Raw genomic sequence first — 19,526 nt, forward strand, 5'->3', positions numbered from 1 at the left:
TTATTTGAATTCCAAAGCCAGAGCGGCGCACCACGACTCACCGCGCGCACCCTGGGGCAACAACTTCAGCTGACGTCCGTGATCATGCGGCGTAATGGTAATGGTCAGGTCCGGCTTTGGCAAAAAGCCTGTGCCTTTATCTGGCCACTCGATCAGGCACAGCGCGTCTTCATCGAAGTAATCACGGATGCCCATGAATTCGAGTTCTTCGGGATCGACCAGGCGGTAGAGATCGAAATGGAACGCCCGCACTGCGCCGATCTCGTAGGGTTCAACCAGGGTGAACGTGGGACTCTTGACCGCCCCCGTGTGGCCCAGACCGCGAATGATCCCCCGGGACAGCGTGGTCTTGCCCGCCCCCAGGTCGCCTTCAAGAAAGATCAGGCCTGACCCGGCCGTGACCTGGGCAATACGCTGACCTAACGCCACCATGGCGTCTTCATCGGCCAGGAAAAGAATTACTTCAGACACGGCGACTGTTCCTCCAGCAATTGACGAATGGCGGGTATCAGGTCGCTGGCGGCCAGCCCGCGACCAAAGCTGCCCTGGCGATCTCCCGCCGTGGCGTGCAACCAGACGGCCAGGCAGCTGGCTTCATACGCCGGCATGCCCTGGGCCAGCAGCGCACCTACCAGGCCGGCCAAAACGTCACCGAGGCCCGCCGTCGCCATCGCCGGATGGCCTTGATCGCAGCGTGAAACGCGCCCATCCGGGCTGGCAATCAAACTGCCAGCACCCTTGAGGATAGCCACTGCCTTGAATTTCTGGCTCAACGCGCGCGCCACCTTAAGACGGTCGGCCTGAACCTCGGCTGTCGAAATTCCCAACAAGCGCGCCGCCTCCCCCGGATGCGGAGTGATCACGCAATCGGCCGGCAGGCTCACGCTGCCAGTCGCCAGTTGATTGAGCGCATCGGCGTCCCAGACCTGCGGCTGCCGTGCATTGGCTGCGACGGACAACATGCTTTTACCCCAGGCGGCTTCGCCCAGGCCGGGGCCAATGACGATTACCGAGATTTTTTCCAGCAAGCCCATCAACTGGTTGGCCGAACTCACGCCGACGCTCATGACTTCCGGCAAACGCGCCAGCGCGGCCGGCACGTGCTCAAGGCGAGTGGCCAGGGATACCATGCCCGCGCCACTGCGCAGGGCGCTTTCGGCACTCAACAGCGCGGCACCGCCAAAGCCCCGGTCGCCGCCAATCATCAGCAGGTGACCGAACTGGCCTTTATGGGCGTCAGGGGAACGCGCAGCCAGTTGCGGCAAATGGCCGTGCAACAAAGGCTGAACGTCGGTTATTTCGTGTTTTGTCTGCGGCATGCGTCTTCAAGCTCCGATGTCTGGCAGAATTATACGCATCTAACCTGTGGTTTCCCGTGTCTCATGCCCGCTATTACCTCCGATCTGCCCGCCCTCGCCCAATCGATCAAAGACTGGGGCCGCGAGCTGGGCTTTCAACAAGTCGGCATCAGCGGCCTGGACCTGGCCGAGCATGAACACCATCTGCAACGCTGGCTCGACGCGGGCTACCACGGCGAGATGGACTACATGGGCGCCCATGGCAGCAAACGCTCGCACCCGGACGAACTGGTGCCGGGTACCCTGCGCGTGGTGTCGCTGCGCATGGATTACCTGCCCGGCGACACGCAGATGGCGCAACTGCTGGCAAAACCGGAAAAAGCCTACATCTCCCGTTATGCCCTGGGCCGCGACTACCACAAGCTGATCCGCAAGCGCGTGCAGCAGTTGGCCGACCGCATCCAGGCGCAGATCGGCCCTTTCGGCTTTCGCGCCTTTGTCGACAGCGCGCCCGTGCTGGAAAAGGCCATTGCCGAACAAGCCGGCCTTGGCTGGATCGGTAAAAACACCCTGGTGCTCAATCGCAAGGCCGGCAGTTATTTCTTCCTCAGCGAACTGTTTGTCGATTTGCCGCTGCCCGTGGATCCACCCCACGCCACCGAGCACTGCGGCCGCTGCACCGCCTGCCTGGACATCTGCCCCACCAACGCGTTTGTCGGCCCCTATGTGCTGGACGCCCGGCGCTGCATTTCCTACCTGACCATCGAACTCAAGAGCGCGATCCCGGAAGACCTGCGCCCGCTGATCGGCAATCGGGTATTCGGCTGCGATGACTGTCAGATCGTTTGTCCGTGGAATCGTTTCGCGCGACCCACTGCCGAAAGCGATTTCAAGCCACGGCACAACCTGGACAACGCTGAGCTGGCGGAACTGTTCATGTGGGATGAGGATAAATTCCTCAGCAGTACCGAAGGCTCACCATTGCGCCGTGCCGGTTACGAGCGCTGGCTGCGCAACCTGGCGGTGGGTCTGGGCAATGCGCCGTCGAGCATTCCGGTGCTGGAAGCCTTGAAGGCGCGTCGGGATTACCCGTCGGAGCTGGTACGCGAACATGTGGAATGGGCGCTGAACCAGCACGCATCGCGCTAGTGCACGTCGTCGTTGTAGACGAACTTGGGCATTTCCCAGTGAAAACGGATCGCCAGCAGGCGCAATAGAAAGCCGCTGAACAGGGTCAGTAGAATCGCCTGCTCGCTGGGCAGTTCCAGGTAGAGGCACAGCAGGTAGAACCAGGCGGCGAGGAATGACACGCTGGCGTACAGTTCACGACGGAAGATCAGCGGAATGTCGTTGCAGAAGATATCCCGCAGAATGCCACCGAAGACGCCGGTGATCACCCCGCTGACCGAGGCCACCAGCATGCCGTGGCCCATTTCCAGGGCGGTCATGCAGCCGATCAAGGTGAACGCGACCAGGCCCACGGCATCCAGTGCGAGGAACAGCGAGCGCAGGCGACGCATCAAGGGTGCGATAAAGATCGTCACCAGCGCCGCGATGGAGGTCAGCACCAGGTATTCCGGGTGCTTGACCCACGTCAGAGGGTAGTGACCGAGCAATACGTCGCGTACCGAGCCGCCGCCCAATGCCGTCACGCAGGCGATCAGCACCACACCAAACCAGTCCATGCCGCGCCGGCCGGCGGACAACGCGCCGGTCATGGCTTCGGCGGTGATGGCGATGAGGTAGAGCATCAGCAGCATGAAGGCGATCCTTGTAGTGAGCGGGCTTGCCCCGCGCTGGGCTGCGCAGCAGCCCCAAATACTTGGCGATGATATCTATAGGGAAAAATGCGGCAACAGCAGTGGGGCCGCTACGCAGCCCAGCGCGGGACAAGCCCGCTCACTACAGAAAGCCCGGACACGGTAAGAAACCGTTTCAAGCCTTGATGAAATGCTTGCGGTAATGCTGCAGCTCGGCGATCGACTCGCGAATGTCATCCAGCGCCAGGTGGGTGCTGCCTTTATGGAAGCTGTCCTTGACCTCCGGCGCCCAGCGCGCGGCCAGTTCCTTGAGCGTGGACACATCCAGGTTGCGGTAGTGGAAGTAGCTTTCCAGCGCTTTCATATGGGTATAAAGGAAGCGACGATCCTGGCAGATGCTATTGCCGCAGATCGGCGATTTACCCTTGGGCACCCACTTCTCCAGGAAGGCAATGGTTTCGGCTTCGGCTTCGGCCATGCTGATGCGGCTGTCACGCACACGCTGGGTCAGACCGGAGTTGCCGTGGGTGCGGGTGTTCCACTCGTCCATGGTGGCGAGCACGGCGTCGCTGTGGTGGATGGCGATCACCGGACCTTCGGCCAAGGTGTTGAGGTTGCTGTCGGTGACAATGGTCGCCATCTCGATGATGACGTCGGTGTCAGGGTTCAGACCGGTCATTTCCAGATCGATCCAAATCAGGTTCTGTGGGTTTTGCATGGCTTGATTCTCTTGGCACCTTGGCGTAGCTGCGCAGTTTAGCAGGCGGGGCCGTGCTAGACTCGCGACCGTTTTACCCAACCTTTGCATTATCGACACGGAACACCAATGGCCAAACGCCAGCTCAATCGTCGCCAAAACTGGCGCATCGAAAAGATTCAAGGTGAACGCGCCGCCCGCGCCGCCAAACGTGAATCCTCCGCCGTGGAAGCGCTCGAGGGCGGCGACCTGGGCCCCGAACAGACGGGCCTGGTAATCGCGCACTTCGGTGTGCAGGTCGAAGTCGAGGCGCTGGAAGGCGAACTCGCGGGCCAGGTGTTCCGCTGCCACTTGCGTGCCAACCTGCCTGCGCTGGTCACCGGCGACAAGGTGGTCTGGCGCGCCGGCAACCAGGGCATCGGCGTAATCGTCGCCCAACTGCCGCGCAGCACCGAACTGCGCCGCCCCGACAGCCGTGGCCAGCTCAAGCCGGTAGCGGCCAACGTCGACATGATCGTGATCGTGTTTGCACCGCTGCCCGAGCCCCATGCCAACCTGATCGACCGCTACCTGGTGGCAGCCGAGCATGCCGGCATTCGCCCGTTGTTGCTGCTGAACAAATTCGACCTGATCGACGAGCAGAATGCCCCCGCGCTCAACGCGCTGCTGGGGGTCTACCGCACCCTGGGCTACCCCGTGCTGGAAGTCTCGGCCCATCACGGCAATGGCATGGAACAGCTGCAACAGCAGTTGGACGGACGTATCAGCGTCTTTGTCGGCCAGTCGGGCGTGGGCAAATCCTCGCTGGTCAACAGCCTGCTGCCGGAAGTCGATACCCGCGTGGGCCCGCTGTCGGAGCTGTCCGGCCAGGGCACCCACACCACCACCACGGCGCGGCTGTTCCACTTCCCGGGCGGCGGTGAGTTGATCGACTCCCCGGGTATCCGTGAATTCGGCCTCGGCCACGTCAGCCGCAGCGATGTGGAAGCGGGCTTTATCGAATTCAACGACCTGATCGGCACCTGCCGCTTCCGCGATTGCAAACACGATCGCGAGCCGGGCTGCGCCCTGCTCAAGGCCCTGGAAGACGGCCGCGTGCAGCAGCAGCGAATGAACAGCTATCGGTCGATTATTGCGAGCTTGCCGGAAAGCAGTTACTAAACTGGCGAAACAACAAGGCCGCGATCATCGCGGCCTTGTTGTATATGGCTTAGGAACCCGTCCCCGGCACCGTAGGATCTTTCACCCCGCCATCATCAAACAGGTTCAGCTTCTGCCGCAGCTCATGGGCCGGCAATGGCTCCTGGCCGTGCGGAATGGTGTTCGGGTCGGCCGGGGCCTCACCTGGCGCGCCCGCCCCTGAGGTTGGGACCGATGGTGGTACATGCTGGTCACCTTCAATCGCACGCTGGGCCTTTTTGGTCAGCACCACGATATCGATGCGGCGGTTGATCGGGTTGAACGGATCCTTCGCATCAAACAGTTGCGAGGACGCAAACCCCACCACCCGCGCCACTTGCGGGTCCGGATAGCTGCCAGCCACCAGCGCACGACGCGCAGCGTTGGCACGGTTGGCGGAAAGCTCCCAGTTGCCGAAGTCACCCTGGCCCGCGTAAGGCTTGGCATCGGTGTGGCCGCTGATGCTGATCTTGTTCGGCACCGCCTTGATGGTGTCGGCCATGGCCAGCAGGATGTCTTCAAAGTACGGTTTCAAACGCGCGCTGCCAGAGTCGAACATCGGCCGGTTGGCGGCGTCGGTGATCTGGATACGCAAGCCATCCGGGGTGATCTCGAACGAAATCTGATCCTTGAACTTCAGCAGTTGCGGGTTTTCCTCGACCTTGTTCTGCAACTCTTGCAGCAACAGCTCAAGACGTTCCTGCTCGACCTGCTCGGCCATGGCTTCGACGGTATCGCGCTCGATCGGGATTTTTTCCTGCGGTGCCTCGGTCTTGACTTCCGGGTTGATGGTGCGCTCAGGCGCCAACTGCGGCGAACCGCCCAGGTCGATCACGAAGGGCGTGCCGCTTTCCGAGAAGCCAATCGGGTCTTTGAAGTAGCCGGCAATGGCGATCTTCTGTTCGGGCGTGGCGGTGGACATCAGCCACAGCACCAGGAAGAACGCCATCATCGCCGTGGCAAAGTCGGCGAAAGCGATTTTCCAGGCGCCGCCGTGGTGCCCCGCAGCGAAGCGCTTGACGCGCTTGATGATTATCGGCTGGTTGTTTTCCATGGCTTAGCGACCGCGAACCGCTTGTTCCAGCTCGGCGAAGCTTGGGCGATGCTTCGGGTACAGCACCTTGCGACCGAACTCCACCGCCAACGAAGGCGGCATGCCGGAAGCGGACGCCACCAGGCTGGCCTTGATCGATTCGTACAGGTTGATTTCTTCCTTGGCGTCGTGGGCCAGGGAGGTCGCCAGCGGGCCGAAGAAGCCGTAGGCCGCGAGAATACCGAAGAAGGTACCCACCAGCGCCGCACCTACGTGCATGCCGATAGCCGCCTGGTCACCTTCCCCCAGGGAAGCCATGGTTACCACGATACCCAGTACCGCCGCGACGATACCGAAGCCGGGCATGCCGTCGGCTACACCGGTCACGGCATGGGAAGGATGCTCCAATTCTTCCTTGAGGCTGAACAATTCCATGTCGAACAGGCCTTCAAGCTCATGGGGAGCCATGTTGCCGGAGGACATGATGCGCAGGTAGTCGCAGATATAGGCGGTCATGCGCTCATCTTTGAGCACGGCCGGGTACTTGGCGAAAATCGGGCTGGCCGCGGCGTCTTCGATGTCGGCCTCGATGGCCATCATGCCTTCGCGGCGGCTCTTGTTGAGGATCTCGTAAACCAGGCCCAACACTTCCAGGTAGAACGTGTGGGTGAAACGCGAACCGAACATGCTCAGCGACTTCTTGATCACGTGCATGGTCATGTAGCCGGGGTTCGCCTGCAGGAAGGCACCCAGTGCCGCACCACCGATAATCATCACCTCGAAAGGCTGGATCAGTGCCGCAATTTTACCGTGGGACAGGACGTAGCCGCCGAGCACGCTCGCGAAGACGACGATAATGCCGATAATTTTAGCCATAGGAGATGAGTACTTGCGCCGTCGGGTTCATGGACATATTTGGGGGAACTGGAAAACTCTTGTTCTACTTATCGGCAAAACTGCGCCAGACTATAGCCCGTTAAGGCGAAAAGCCAGTTCGGCCCGCTCCGGGTGTGTTGACCGCAAGTGATGATCGCGCCCCAATCATGGCTAATGAAACGACAGTCCCAACTGCAAAACCTGCTTCTCTAGCCGCTTGGATCAAGCGCCTGGACGAAGTGCTGCTGCCTGTTCCACAGGCCAGCCATGACCGCGTGTGCAAAGCCATCCGCGATAGCCGCAGTTCGTTGCGGGATATTGCCGAGCTGATGCAAGACAGCCCGGCCCTCGTACTCAGTGTCATGCGCGAGGCCAACAGCCACACCCATGGCAGCCTGACGGCGCCGGCGGAAAACCTCGAAGTGGCGCTTAACCGCCTGGGCCTCAAACGCGCCGAGGAACTGCTGGCACGCCTGCCGTCGGTGCCGGCCCATGAAATTCCCGTAGCGCTGCGCCAGCTGTTGCTGGTCAGCCAGCACGCCTCGCAACAAGCCAATGGATTGTTCGGCAGTCGCCTGGCGCGGCTGTGGCAGGACATTCACTGGGGCAGCCTGCTGTTTCTTTCACCGCTGTGGCCGATGGCCGTTGCCTACCCCAAGCTCCTGGAAGAATGGGAACTGCGGGTCATCCACAAGGGCGAGTCGGCACGCAAGGTCGAACAGGCATTGTTCGGCGTGCGCCTGCTGGACCTGTGCCTCGGCCTGACCGAGACCTGGCACCTGCCGATCTGGGTATCCCAGGGTTATACCCTGTTGCGGACCGAGCAGCGCTTACTGGTCAAGGCCCTGCACATCGCCCGCGAAGACGACCCTCTTCGTCACCAGCAACTGCTCGACGCCGACCCAAACCTGCGCCGCTGGTTGAATCAGCCGGCCAATACCGTGCTGCTGGCCAACGGCCTGGCGATGTCGGCCCAGGAGTCCTGGACCTGCCCGCACACCCAGCGCTGGCAGTACCTCACCGCGTTGTACCTGCAACAGCCCCTGGGCGAGGTGCAGCAACAGGTGCACCAGCAAGCCGTCACCAGCGCTCGCAGCACCTTGATGCCCGACCTCTGGCACCCGGCGCTGTCGCTGATCTGGCCGTGGCATGTGCACAAGATTCATCGCGGCCTGCTGCCTGCACCACCGCCCACCGCCGAAGCCCTGGCCGTCTGGCGCAAGCGTTGTACCGAACTGCTGGTAGAGCCGAGCCGCTTTGCCAACGCCATGCATTTGACCACGTGCGCCAAGGAAGCCCTGGTGGCCAGCGGCATGCAGCGCGTCCTGCTGTTCATGGCCGATCGTGCCCTGAGCACCTTGCGCGTGCATCAGGCCGACGGCCTGCCGAAGGACGCCGCCAACCTGAGCCTGGACGTGGTCAACAGTACGCTGCTGCAGCGCCTGCTGGAAAAGTCCGCCCAGGTGCGCCTCACACCGGAAAACCACGCCCAGTTCTCGGCACTGCTGCCGCCGATCCTGCGCCGCCTGTTCACCGGCGAGCACCTGTTGTTGCGGTCCATGAGCTGCAACGGTCGCGTGGTGATGGTGATGGTCGCCGACCAGGGCGGCGGGCCGTTCTCGGAAACCACCGTGCAGGCCTTCGGTAAAACCGCCCAATGCATCGAGAAAGCCCTGCACAGCTTTACCAACCGCAGCGCTTGATGCTTGCGCTACAATCGCCGTCCTTTAATCGCCAACATTCGTGCCCAGGAGACCTCACATGCCTGACTTCTCTGGCTTGCCGCTGGTGATCGAATCCAGTGACCTGCTCGCTCAACTGGATGCCGAACACCTGATTCTGGTGGACCTCACCAGTGCCGCCCGCTACGCCGAAGGGCACATCCCCGGCGCGCACTTCGTTGACCCCAAGCGCACCCAACTGGGCCAGGCGCCGGCGCCCGGCCTGCTGCCCGGCAAGGCCGAGCTTGAGAAACTGTTCGGCGAACTGGGCCACACGCCCGACGCCACCTACGTGGTCTATGACGACGAAGGCGGTGGCTGGGCCGGGCGTTTCATCTGGATGCTCGATGTGATCGGCCACCAGAAATACCACTACCTGGATGGCGGCCTGCTGGCGTGGCTGGAGGGCAAGCACCCGCTCTCCACCGACGTGCCCGCCCCGGCCGGCGGCCCGGTCAGCCTTACGCTGCACGATGGCCCCACTGCCACCCGCGAATACCTGCAAAGCCGTCTCGGCGCTGCCGACCTGGGCATCTGGGATGCGCGTGGCCCGCTGGAATACTCCGGCGAGAAAGTCCTCGCGGCCAAAGGCGGCCACATCCCCGGCGCGGTGAATTTCGAGTGGACCGCCGGCATGGACAAGGCGCGCAACCTGCGCATTCGCCGCGACATGCCGCAGATCCTCGAAGACCTCGGGCTGACCAAAGACAAAGAAATCATCACCCACTGCCAGACTCATCATCGCTCTGGCTTCACCTACCTGGTGGCCAAGGCGCTCGGTTATCCGCGAGTCAAAGGTTATGCCGGTTCCTGGGGCGAATGGGGCAACCACCCCGACACCCCCGTCGAGATTTAAGGTTTAAGGACAGTCAATGAAAAAGCAGTTGTTTATCCTCAGCCAGTACCTGCTGCCGCACCACCTGCTGTCGCGGTTGGCCGGCTGCATCGCCGAGTGCCGCGTGCGCTGGTTCAAGAATGCCTTCACCACGTGGTTCGCCAAGCGCTATCAAGTGGATATGTCCCAGGCCCTGGTAGAAGACGTGACCGCTTACGAGCACTTCAACGCCTTCTTCACCCGCGCCCTGAAAGACGGCGCCCGCCCACTCGACCAGACCCCTGGCGCAGTGCTGAGCCCAGCCGATGGCGCGGTCAGCCAGCTTGGCCCCATCGAACACGGTCGCGTGTTCCAGGCCAAAGGCCACAGCTTCAGCGTACTGGAACTGCTGGGCGGCGATGCAGCGGTCGCCGCGCCGTTCATGGGCGGTGATTTCGCCACCATCTACCTGTCGCCGAAGGACTACCACCGGGTGCATATGCCTCTGGCCGGTACCCTGCGTGAAATGGTCTACGTACCTGGGCGGATTTTCTCGGTGAACCAGACCACCGCCGAAAACGTGCCGGAGTTGTTTGCGCGTAACGAGCGCGTTGTCTGCCTGTTCGACACCGAACGCGGCCCGATGGCCGTGGTATTGGTGGGAGCGATGATTGTCGCGTCGATTGAAACCGTATGGGCCGGCCTGGTGACTCCGCCGAAGCGCGAGCTGAAAACCTTCCGCTATGACGAAGCTGCCCGCGCGCCGATTCACCTGGAGAAGGGTGCGGAATTGGGTCGCTTCAAGTTGGGCTCCACTGCGATCGTGCTGTTCGGGCCGGATCAGGTGAAGTGGGCTGAAGAACTGGTGGCAGGTTCGCCGGTGCAGATGGGCCAAGGCATCGCATTACCTAAAGCCTGACGCCGAACCCAATGTGGGAGAGGGCTTGCCCCCCTCCCACATTTAGTCAGTTACAACTGACCGTCGCGGTCGCGAAAACCCAGCAGATACAGCACGCCATCCAACCCCAGGGTAGAAATCGCCTGCTTGGCCGATTGCTTGACCAATGGCTTGGCACGGAATGCCACACCCAAACCGGCAATGGCCAGCATCGGCAGGTCGTTGGCGCCGTCACCGACCGCAATGGTCTGCTCCAGACGCAAACCTTCCTTGTGGGCCAATTCCTTCAGCAGGTCCGCCTTGCGCTGCGCATCGACAATCGGCTCGACCGCGACGCCGGTCACCTTACCATCCACCACTTCCAATTCGTTGGCGAACACATAGTCGATGCCCAGCTTGGCCTGCAATTGCTTGGCGAAGTAGGTGAAGCCACCCGACAGGATTGCTGTCTTGTAGCCCAGGCGCTTGAGTTCGGCAAACAGGGTTTCGGCGCCTTCGGTCAGGCGCAGCGACGCGCCGATGGAGTCCAGCACGCTCACGTCCAGGCCCTTGAGCAAGGCCAGGCGCTCCTTGAAGCTGGCGCGGAAATCCAATTCCCCGGCCATGGCGCGCTCTGTGATTTCGGACACCTGCTCACCCACGCCGGCCGCCTTGGCCAACTCGTCGATAACTTCGGCTTCGATCAGCGTGGAGTCCATGTCGAACACCGCCAGGCGGCGGTTGCGGCGGAACAGAGAATCTTCCTGGAAGGCGATATCGACATTCAGCTCCTGGGCCACGCTGAGGAATTCGGCGCGCAGGGCTTGCGGGTCGGCCGGCTCACCGCGCACGGAGAACTCAATGCAGCCCTTGCCCTTGTCGGCCGGGGTGTCCAATGGCATGCGCCCCGACAGACGGTCGATATGGTCGATGTTCAAACCATACTGCGCGGTAATGGAGCTGACGCGCTGCAGCTGTTCGGCGGTGACCTTGCGGGTCAGCAGCGTCACGATATGGCGCTTCTTGCCCTGGCCGGCCACCCACTGCTGGTAATCCGCTTCGGACACCGGGGTGAAACGCACCTGCTGATCGAGCTTATACGCCGTAAACAGGATGTCCTTGAGCACCGATGAGGCCTGCTCGGTGCTGGGGATTTCCACCAGGATGCCGAACGACAGCGTGTCGTGGATCACCGCCTGGCCGATGTCGAGAATGTTCACACCACCCTGGGCCAGAACGCCGGTAATGGCTGCGGTAAGACCTGGGCGGTCTTCACCAGTGATGTTAATCAGGACAATTTCGCGCAAGGCGCACCCCCAGGCTGGAAAAAAACCGCATTCTACCCACTTTCAGTGACCATCGGGCACAGCCAGCGCTTTGCCGGTCTTGGGCCTGTCGCTATACTGCGCGTCAACTTCACGGACCAAGAGCCGAGCTCAAGTGAACCGGCCCACGCCAGTAAAAACCGACAACTTCTTCCTGCTGATCTTCCGGGCACTGCGCCACCGCCGTGTACCGATCGCATTACGCATCGCCAGCCATAACGTGATCCTGGTCGCATTGGCCCTGGTGATCTACGCCTGCGTGATGGGTTTGCAATTCAAGCAGGCCATGCACGAGCAGGCCGACGCCCTGGGCGAGAGCCTGACCACGCAGACCGCCACTTCGGCGACTGAGCTGCTGGTGTCCAACGACATCCTCAGCCTCAACGTGCTGCTCAACAACCTGACCAAGAACCCGCTGGTGGCCCATGCTGCCATCTACAGCGTGGACAACCGCATCATGGCCGAAGCCGGGCAGCGCCCGAAAAACGGCCTGTTGGGCGAAGCCGAAGGCCTGTACCAGAGCAATATCACGTTTCAGGATGTGAAGGCCGGCCAACTGCGTATCAGCCTCGACATGCAGCAGTTCCAGCAGCCGATGACCATCAGCCTGCAAAGCATGGGCATCCTCAGCGCCATCCTGCTGGCATTGGCCCTGGCCCTGAGCCTGCGCCTGGGGCGGCATATCTCCACGCCGCTCATGCAACTGCGCATCTGGCTGCGGGACATCGACGAGCACACCCCGGCAACCGACCGCCAGGATGAAATCGGCGACCTTGCCCGCCAGCTGCACGCCAGCTTCGCCCCGGAACCGGTGGTGCCCGAGGTCGAGCCAGAGCCTGAATACGACGACACCGATTACGCCGAAGAGCCCGAGTTCGAAGTGCGCAACCTGCGTGACCCGGGCTTCGACGAGCGTCCGCCGGTGGCGGGCCTCAAGCCGGCACCGCGCCATGCCTTCAAGGCCGAAGAAGACGAGCTGGACGATGAAGACCCCTTCGCCGACCTGCGCGATACGTCAGCCGACAGCCCCGCAATCGCCCCCAAGGCAGCGCCGGTACGCAGCAGCGAGCCGCAGTACAGCGCTGTGCTCGCCGTGCAACTGGGTGCCCAGGACCAATTGCGTCGCCTGCCCCGCGCACGCCTGACCGAACTGCTGGAGCGCTACCGCGACTGCCTCGACCAGGCCGCCTCGCTGTACCAGAGCGAACTGCACACCCTGAACGACGGCAGCACGCTGATGCTGTTCCACAGCGAAGACAGCGGCGAAGACTACCTGACCAATGCGATTTGCTGTGGTGAGTTGCTGCGCGCCCTGGGCCATGAATTGCAGATCGAAGTCGCCGACAGCGGCATCACCCTGCAACTGCAACTGGGCCTCACCGTGGGCGACGACCTGTTCGGCATGAGCCAGATCGACCTGCTGCTGACTGAAAACGCCCAGGACGCACTGGCCTTGTCCCAGCACAGCCGCAACCTGCTGCTGGTGGAGCGCAAGATCAGTGAAGACACGCTGATCCGCCAACGCGCGCGTATCCGCCCGATTGCCAGCCCCGAGGGGGCAAGCTGCGTGGAACGGTTGATGGAACCGTATCCATCGATGCTGGAGCGGCAGTTGGCACGGATGCATGAGACCCGCTCCAAGCCCTGAAGCACACCGCCGGACTAATGTCTCCTGTAGGAGCGAGCTTGCTCGCTCCTACAAAAAGCATTAGGGCTTGCCCTCTCCCATATTTGGATCTCCACAAACCTCAAGTAAATCGCACACAAACAAAAGGCCCGCTGAATCAGCGGGCCTTTTGTTTATGTGGCATTCAGATCAGAATCTGAACACTTCCATATCCGTACGGATCGGCGTAGCCATCGGCATCTTCGGCTTTTGCGGCTCTGCCGGCTTGGCCTGTACCGGGGCCGACTTACGGGGCGCCTCGGCGATGGGGGGCTGGTTGGCCAGGGGCTTGAGGGCCACCGACAACTGCTGCGCCAATTGCTGCAGCAGCACGCCCTGGGCCTGAACCTGGGACGCAGTGGTGCCGGCATGTTCTTCCTGCAGGTGCACGATGCGGTTATCACGCACCTGGCCGCGACGGTCGATCAAGCGCCATTGCGCATCGAGGATCGCCGGTTGTGATTTACCGGAGTCGAGCCGGGTAATGGTCAGCAACACCTGCACATCCGGGCTGAAGCCGGTTGGCGCGGGCGCCAGGACCACACGCTGGCTGTCCAACTGACCGGCCACCTGACGCAACATCAACTGGTTGATGTCAGACGATAAACTGCCTGCCCAGCGACCATCGGTGGAACCTTGCAGGCTTCCATCGTTCTGACGTTGCAGCAGGGTTTCGCGTTGCAGGTAGTCGGCGACGACCACCGGCCCGAGCAAAACGGCCATGCCAGCGGTCTGGGCTGGCTGAGCTGGACTTCCGCTGTCCAGCTGGTACAGCGACACAGGCTGGTGTGTGCTGCAACCCGCCAACCCCAAAAGGCCAGCGAGCATCAAAAATAGAGGAACGCGTGGAGCAGTCATCATCCCATCCAGGTGGCTGCCACAAGGCGAACCACAATGTAATACTAAAAATAACCTAAACACGCTCGGCCACGCCGGCGCTGGAAAGGCCATATCATCCGTGAATATGCGCCATGACTCCAGCGCCAAAGCGTCGATCTACGCTTTAAATCGTAGATCGAGGGCTCTAATACGCCTTAAACCGGCGTCTCCACCAGCAAAGCATCCACACGCTGGAAGCCGCGGGGCAGTTTATTACCGCGACGACCACGCTCGCCCTTGTAGTGTTCGAGGTCGTCGGGGCGCAATGACAACGTGCGCTTGCCGGCCTGGAGCACCAGGGTGGAACCTTCCGGGATCACCGCGATGTCGGTCACGTACTCTTCGCGACTGGCCACCCGCTCGCCGGGAATACCAATAATCTTGTTGCCCTTGCCTTTGCCCAACTGCGGCAGATCGCTGATCTTGAACACCAGCAAGCGCCCTTCGGTGGTCACCGACGCCAGCCAGTTGCCTTCGCGGTCTTCCACCGGACGCGGCAGGATGACCTTGGCGTTGTTCGGCAGGCTCAACAATGCCTTGCCCGCCTTGTTCTTGGCCTGCAGGTCTTCACCCTTGACCACGAACCCGTAGCCCGCGTCGGAAGCGATCACATACAGAGAATCGTCATCCGGCAGCAGCACACATTCAAAATTCGCCCCAGGTGGCGGCGTCAGGCGACCGGTCAACGGCTCGCCCTGCCCCCGCGCCGATGGCAAGGTATGGGCCGGCACCGAATAACTGCGCCCGGTGGAGTCAATAAACACCGCAAACTGGTTGGAACGCCCAGCCGCAGCGGTCTTGAAGCCATCACCGGCCTTGTACGACAGACCAGTGGCGTCAATATCATGCCCTTTGGCTGAACGAACCCAACCCTTTTCCGACAGAACGACGGTAATTTTCTCGTTCGGCAGCAGTTCGGTCTCTGTCAGCGCCTTGGCTTCGGCACGCTGCACGATTGGCGAACGGCGGTCGTCGCCATAGGTTTCGGCGTCCTTGATCAACTCGCTGCGCACCAGCTTCTTCAGCTTGGCTTCGCTGCCCAGCAGGGCTTGCAGCTTGGCTTGCTCCTTGAGCAGCGCGTCCTGTTCGTCGCGCAGCTTCATCTCTTCCAGGCGTGCCAACTGACGCAAGCGGGTGTCGAGGATGTAGTCGGCCTGGATCTCGCTCAGCTCGAAACGCGCGATCAGCTCGGCTTTCGGGTGCTCGGCGGTACGGATGATGTGGATCACTTCATCCAGGTTGAGGTAGGCAATCAGCAAGCCGTCCAACAGGTGCAGGCGGCGTTCGACCTTGTCGAGGCGGAACTGCAGGCGGCGGCGTACGGTTTGTATCCGGAACTCCAGCCACTCGACCAGCAGGTTGCGCAGGTTCTTCAACTGCGGCTTGCCGTCCAGGCCGATGATGTTGACGTTGACCCGGTAGCTGGACTCCAGGTCCGTGCTGGCAAACAGATGCTGCATCAGCACTTCGTGGTCGACCCGGCTGTTGGTCGGGATGATCACGATGCGGCAGGGGTTTTCGTGGTCGGACTCGTCACGCAGGTCAGCGACCTGGGGCAGTTTCGACGGTTTGGCCTGCATCAGCGCAGCAATCTGCTCCAGCACCTTGGCCCCGGATACCTGGTGCGGCAGGGCGGTGACGATAATGTCGCCGTCTTCGATGTGATACACGGCACGCATGCGCACCGAGCCCTTGCCGGTTTCGTACATCTTCAGCAGGTCGGCGCGCGGCGTGATGATTTCCGCTTCGGTCGGGTAATCCGGGCCCTGGATATGCTCGCACAGCTGCTCGACCGTGGCCTTTGGCTCATCCAGCAAGCGCACGCAGGCGGTGGCGACTTCGCGCAGGTTGTGCGGCGGTACGTCGGTGGCCATGCCGACCGCGATACCGGTGGTGCCATTGAGCAGGATATTCGGCAAACGTGCGGGCAACACCAGGGGCTCGTCGAGAGTACCGTCAAAGTTCGGCCCCCAGTTCGCGGTACCCTGGCCCAGTTCGCTGAGCAACACCTCCGAATAGCGCGACAGGCGCGCCTCGGTGTAACGCATGGCCGCGAAGGACTTGGGATCATCCGGCGCACCCCAGTTACCCTGGCCGTCGACGAGGGTGTAGCGGTAGCTGAACGGCTGGGCCATCAGCACCATGGCTTCGTAGCACGCCGAATCGCCATGGGGGTGGAACTTACCGAGCACGTCACCGACGGTACGCGCCGACTTCTTGTGCTTGGAGTCGGCGTCCAGGCCCAACTCACTCATGGCGTAGATGATGCGCCGCTGTACGGGCTTGAGGCCGTCGCCGATATGCGGCAAGGCACGGTCCATGATCACGTACATGGAGTAGTTGAGGTAGGCATTTTCGGTGAAGTCAGCCAGCGACCGGCGTTCTACGCCATCTAAGCTGTCTGCGAGGATGTCACTCATGCGGGCCTCATCATTGTTTGGTAAGGCGCAGCGGAAATGCCGCCGCGCCGGATCGATTCAAAAAAGTAGCCGCTCATGGCTGGGCGCTCCAGCCGCCGGCGGGGGCGGCAAAACGATAGACCATGGGGCGTTTTTCCCCATCGGCGCGGGGGCCGAAATTATTGTCGATGCCCAGCCAGGCACCGTCTGCGTCCACCACCAGGGCTTCGGCCAGGCCATAGGGCTGGGCGTAACGCCGCTCGGGCGTCAGGGTTTCGTCGGCGAACGACCAGCACAGCTCGACCTTGGCCGTGACCGTATCGCGCCGGCAGATCTGGAACGCATTGCGCTCCAGGGTAAACAGCTTGCCGTTGAACAGTGACAGATCGGCGAAATCCTTGGACACCGCCTTGGCACCGACGAACTTGGCCGGCTGCATCTCCTGGCCGGCCTCGCTCAGCAACACGCAAGGGCCGTCGCAATCCCAAAGGCTTTGCGGGCGCTTGATGGAGATGAGGCCGCGCCGCTCACGCTCCGCAGCCAGCCAGAGCTGATTGCCCTCGGGGTTGATTGCCAGGCCTTCGAACAACGCATTGAAGTGCAGCAACATGCCACTGGCCCGGGCTTCACGCACCATGCCCGGGGCGATCTTCAACCATTCAGGCGCACCGTTCACCGGCACCTGCAGCACCGCCGCATGGGCTTCGCTGACAATGTAGCGATTGCCGGCGGCATCGCAGGTGATGCCTTCGAAATCCAGGTCGCCACCGCGAATGAACGACGCAGCCTTAGTGCGCGAACGCAGCCCCCAGGGCAACCCGGATTCCGGCACCGGCGGCACATCGATGCTTACCGCTTCGGCTTGCCAGGTCGGCGCACGGGTATCGAGACGGTAGATCTGGTCGTCATCACGATCGGAAACCGTCCACAGCGCCTTGCCACACAGCGCCAGGCCCGACAGGTTCCCGCCGCGCATGCCGTCCACCGGGTATTCGGACACCAGCTTGAGCTCAGCCACGGGCGCGGCAACTACCGAAGTGGCCACCAGCCCGCTCAACATCAGGATCGCCAGGGCGAAACCTGTGCGCATCAGCCCAGGACCTCGGCGAGGTTGCCTTTGGATTCCAGCCAGGACTTGCGGTCCGGCGCGCGTTTCTTCGCCAGCAGCATGTCCATCATTTCCGAGGTGGCGGCGAAGTCTTCCAGGGTCAACTGCACCAGGCGCCGGGTGTTGGGGTCCATGGTGGTTTCACGCAGTTGCGGCGGGTTCATTTCACCCAGGCCCTTGAATCGGGTGACCTGCGGCTTGCCACGCTTCTTCTCGGCCACCAGGCGGTCGAGAATGCCATCGCGCTCGGCTTCGTCCAGGGCGTAGAAAATCTCCTTGCCCAGGTCGATCCGGTACAGCGGCGGCATGGCGACGTAGACGTGACCGGCATCCACCAACGGACGGAAGTGCTGCACGAACAACGCGCACAGCAGGGTCGCGATGTGCAGGCCGTCGGAGTCGGCGTCGGCGAGGATGCAGATCTTGCCGTAGCGCAGCTGGCTCATGTCGGCTGCGCCCGGGTCGACGCCGATGGCCACGGCGATGTTGTGCACTTCCTGGCTGGCAAGGACTTCGCTGCCATCGACTTCCCAGGTATTGAGGATCTTGCCGCGCAACGGCAGGATCGCCTGGAACTCCTTGTCCCGCGCTTGCTTGGCGGAACCACCGGCGGAGTCACCTTCGACCAGGAACAGCTCGGAGCGCATCGGGTCCTGCCCGGCGCAATCGGCCAGCTTGCCCGGCAATGCCGGGCCCTGGGTAATGCGCTTGCGCTCGACCTTCTTGCTGGCCTTGAGGCGACGGCCGGCGTTGTTGATCGCCAGTTCCGCCAGGGCCAGGCCCAGTTCCGGGTGCTCGTTGAGCCACAGGCTGAAAGCATCCTTGACCACACCGGAGACAAACGCCGCCGCTTCGCGGGACGACAGGCGCTCCTTGGTCTGGCCGGAGAACTGCGGTTCCTGCATTTTCATCGACAGCACGAACGCAATGCGCTCCCACACGTCTTCCGGCGCCAGCTTCACACCACGGGGCAGCAGGCTGCGGTATTCACAGAATTCGCGCATGGCATCCAGCAGGCCCTGGCGCAAACCGTTGACGTGGGTGCCGCCCTGGGCGGTGGGGATCAGGTTGACATAGCTTTCCTGCACGCTGTCGCCGCCTTCGGGCAGCCACAGCAGCGCCCAGTCGACGGCTTCCTTGTTGCCGGCCAGGCTGCCGCAGAACGGCTCGTTGGGCAGGCGTTCGAAATCACTGACGGAGTCTTCCAGGTAGGAACGCAGGCCGTCTTCGTAGTGCCACTCGACTTTCTCGCCAGTGCCTTTGTCTTCAAAGGTCACCAGCAGGCCCGGGCACAATACGGCCTTGGCCTTGAGCACGTGCTTGAGGCGGCTGATGGAGAATTTCGGCGAGTCGAAGTACTTAGGGTCCGGCGCGAAGTACACGCTGGTGCCGGTATTGCGCTTGCCGACGGTACCGATGACCTGCAGGTCGGTGGCTTTGTAGCCATCGGCGAAGGTCATCTCGTACTCGTTGCCGTCGCGCTTGACCTTGACCCGCACCAGCGTGGACAGGGCGTTGACCACGGAAATACCCACACCGTGCAAGCCACCGGAGAACTGGTAGTTCTTGTTGGAGAACTTACCGCCGGCGTGCAGCTTGGTGAGGATCAGCTCGACGCCCGACACGCCCTCTTCCGGGTGAATGTCCACCGGCATGCCGCGACCATCGTCGGACACTTCCAGGGAGTGGTCGGCGTGAAGAATGACGTGCACCGACTTGGCGTGCCCGGCCAAGGCTTCGTCGACACTGTTGTCGATGACTTCCTGGGCAAGGTGGTTCGGCCGACTGGTGTCGGTGTACATGCCGGGGCGTTTGCGCACCGGGTCGAGGCCCGAGAGGACTTCGATGGCGTCGGCGTTATAAGAGCTAGCGCTGGGAGTGGCCATGGGGTCTC

17 protein-coding genes are annotated in these 19,526 nt (G+C 62.2%); 6 read left to right on the forward strand and 11 right to left on the reverse strand.

The features are described from left to right. The gene (gene tsaE, locus C8K58_RS09220; RefSeq protein WP_027604903.1) at positions 1-471 is read right to left on the reverse strand and encodes a tRNA (adenosine(37)-N6)-threonylcarbamoyltransferase complex ATPase subunit type 1 TsaE; all 471 of its coding nucleotides are present in this window, start codon (positions 469-471) and stop codon (positions 1-3) included. Beyond that, a complete protein-coding gene (locus tag C8K58_RS09225; RefSeq protein WP_108573629.1) occupies positions 459-1,319 on the reverse strand; it encodes an NAD(P)H-hydrate dehydratase in 861 nt (286 codons plus the stop codon). The genes tsaE and C8K58_RS09225 overlap by 13 nt, the downstream gene beginning before the upstream one ends. 63 nt (positions 1,320-1,382) lie before the next feature. On the opposite strand from C8K58_RS09225, the gene queG reads away from it, so the two are divergent. Further along, positions 1,383-2,447 (forward strand): tRNA epoxyqueuosine(34) reductase QueG, encoded by a 1,065-nt coding sequence (gene queG / locus C8K58_RS09230; RefSeq protein ID WP_027604905.1) that lies wholly within the window; start codon positions 1,383-1,385, stop codon positions 2,445-2,447. Here queG and C8K58_RS09235 read toward each other — a convergent pair. Further along, entirely contained in the window at positions 2,444-3,058 is a 615-nt protein-coding gene (locus tag C8K58_RS09235; protein WP_027604906.1) for a trimeric intracellular cation channel family protein, read from the reverse strand. The two genes, queG and C8K58_RS09235, sit on opposite strands and share 4 nt — an antisense overlap. Before the next feature lie 175 nt (positions 3,059-3,233). Next, positions 3,234-3,776 (reverse strand): oligoribonuclease, encoded by a 543-nt coding sequence (orn, locus tag C8K58_RS09240; RefSeq protein ID WP_010213620.1) that lies wholly within the window; start codon positions 3,774-3,776, stop codon positions 3,234-3,236. A 108-nt stretch (positions 3,777-3,884) separates the two neighbouring features. Here orn and rsgA point away from each other — a divergent pair, with 108 nt between their 5' ends. Continuing rightward, positions 3,885-4,916 (forward strand): small ribosomal subunit biogenesis GTPase RsgA, encoded by a 1,032-nt coding sequence (rsgA, locus tag C8K58_RS09245; RefSeq protein ID WP_027604908.1) that lies wholly within the window; start codon positions 3,885-3,887, stop codon positions 4,914-4,916. Between the two features lie 49 nt (positions 4,917-4,965). Here the strand turns inward: rsgA and motB are convergent, their stop codons facing one another. Beyond that, on the reverse strand, positions 4,966-5,988 hold the full coding sequence (motB, locus tag C8K58_RS09250) for a flagellar motor protein MotB (protein WP_027604909.1): 1,023 nt from the start codon (positions 5,986-5,988) through the stop codon (positions 4,966-4,968). A gap of 3 nt (positions 5,989-5,991) precedes the next feature. Further along, the gene (motA, locus tag C8K58_RS09255; protein WP_003171338.1) at positions 5,992-6,843 is read right to left on the reverse strand and encodes a flagellar motor stator protein MotA; all 852 of its coding nucleotides are present in this window, start codon (positions 6,841-6,843) and stop codon (positions 5,992-5,994) included. Between the two features lie 167 nt (positions 6,844-7,010). On the opposite strand from motA, the gene C8K58_RS09260 reads away from it, so the two are divergent. The 3 genes from C8K58_RS09260 to asd are packed head-to-tail and all read left to right on the forward strand — an operon-like array spanning position 7,011 to position 10,297. Further along, a complete protein-coding gene (locus C8K58_RS09260; protein WP_027604910.1) occupies positions 7,011-8,546 on the forward strand; it encodes an HDOD domain-containing protein in 1,536 nt (511 codons plus the stop codon). A gap of 58 nt (positions 8,547-8,604) precedes the next feature. Further along, the gene (locus C8K58_RS09265; protein ID WP_027604911.1) at positions 8,605-9,420 is read left to right on the forward strand and encodes a rhodanese-like domain-containing protein; all 816 of its coding nucleotides are present in this window, start codon (positions 8,605-8,607) and stop codon (positions 9,418-9,420) included. A gap of 16 nt (positions 9,421-9,436) precedes the next feature. Beyond that, positions 9,437-10,297, forward strand: a complete 861-nt coding sequence (gene asd / locus C8K58_RS09270; RefSeq protein WP_003171334.1) for an archaetidylserine decarboxylase — start codon at positions 9,437-9,439, stop codon at positions 10,295-10,297. Positions 10,298-10,347: 50 nt separating this feature from the next. Here the strand turns inward: asd and serB are convergent, their stop codons facing one another. Further along, positions 10,348-11,562, reverse strand: coding sequence for a phosphoserine phosphatase SerB (gene serB / locus C8K58_RS09275; protein WP_027604912.1), 1,215 nt, complete (start codon positions 11,560-11,562; stop codon positions 10,348-10,350). Between the two features lie 133 nt (positions 11,563-11,695). Between serB and C8K58_RS09280 the strand changes: the two genes are divergently transcribed. Beyond that, positions 11,696-13,228: an AhpA/YtjB family protein gene (locus tag C8K58_RS09280; RefSeq protein WP_092489332.1), complete on the forward strand. Its 1,533-nt coding sequence runs from the start codon at positions 11,696-11,698 to the stop codon at positions 13,226-13,228. Between the two features lie 168 nt (positions 13,229-13,396). On the opposite strand, the gene C8K58_RS09285 is transcribed toward C8K58_RS09280, so the two are convergent. The 4 genes from C8K58_RS09285 to parE all read right to left on the reverse strand — a co-directional run bounded on the left by C8K58_RS09285 (position 13,397) and on the right by parE (position 19,518). After that, the gene (locus C8K58_RS09285; RefSeq protein WP_027604914.1) at positions 13,397-14,107 is read right to left on the reverse strand and encodes a membrane integrity-associated transporter subunit PqiC; all 711 of its coding nucleotides are present in this window, start codon (positions 14,105-14,107) and stop codon (positions 13,397-13,399) included. Positions 14,108-14,280: 173 nt separating this feature from the next. Then, positions 14,281-16,545 (reverse strand): DNA topoisomerase IV subunit A, encoded by a 2,265-nt coding sequence (gene parC, locus C8K58_RS09290; RefSeq protein ID WP_027604915.1) that lies wholly within the window; start codon positions 16,543-16,545, stop codon positions 14,281-14,283. Positions 16,546-16,618: 73 nt separating this feature from the next. Further along, positions 16,619-17,614: an esterase-like activity of phytase family protein gene (locus C8K58_RS09295; RefSeq protein WP_108573630.1), complete on the reverse strand. Its 996-nt coding sequence runs from the start codon at positions 17,612-17,614 to the stop codon at positions 16,619-16,621. Continuing rightward, positions 17,614-19,518: a DNA topoisomerase IV subunit B gene (gene parE, locus C8K58_RS09300; RefSeq protein WP_027604917.1), complete on the reverse strand. Its 1,905-nt coding sequence runs from the start codon at positions 19,516-19,518 to the stop codon at positions 17,614-17,616. The genes C8K58_RS09295 and parE overlap by 1 nt, the downstream gene beginning before the upstream one ends. Between the last annotated feature and the right edge of the window lie 8 nt (positions 19,519-19,526).

It is taken from the genome of Pseudomonas sp. GV047 (assembly GCF_003058245.1).
In the GTDB taxonomy this organism is placed as follows: Bacteria; Pseudomonadota; Gammaproteobacteria; order Pseudomonadales; family Pseudomonadaceae; genus Aquipseudomonas; species Aquipseudomonas marginalis.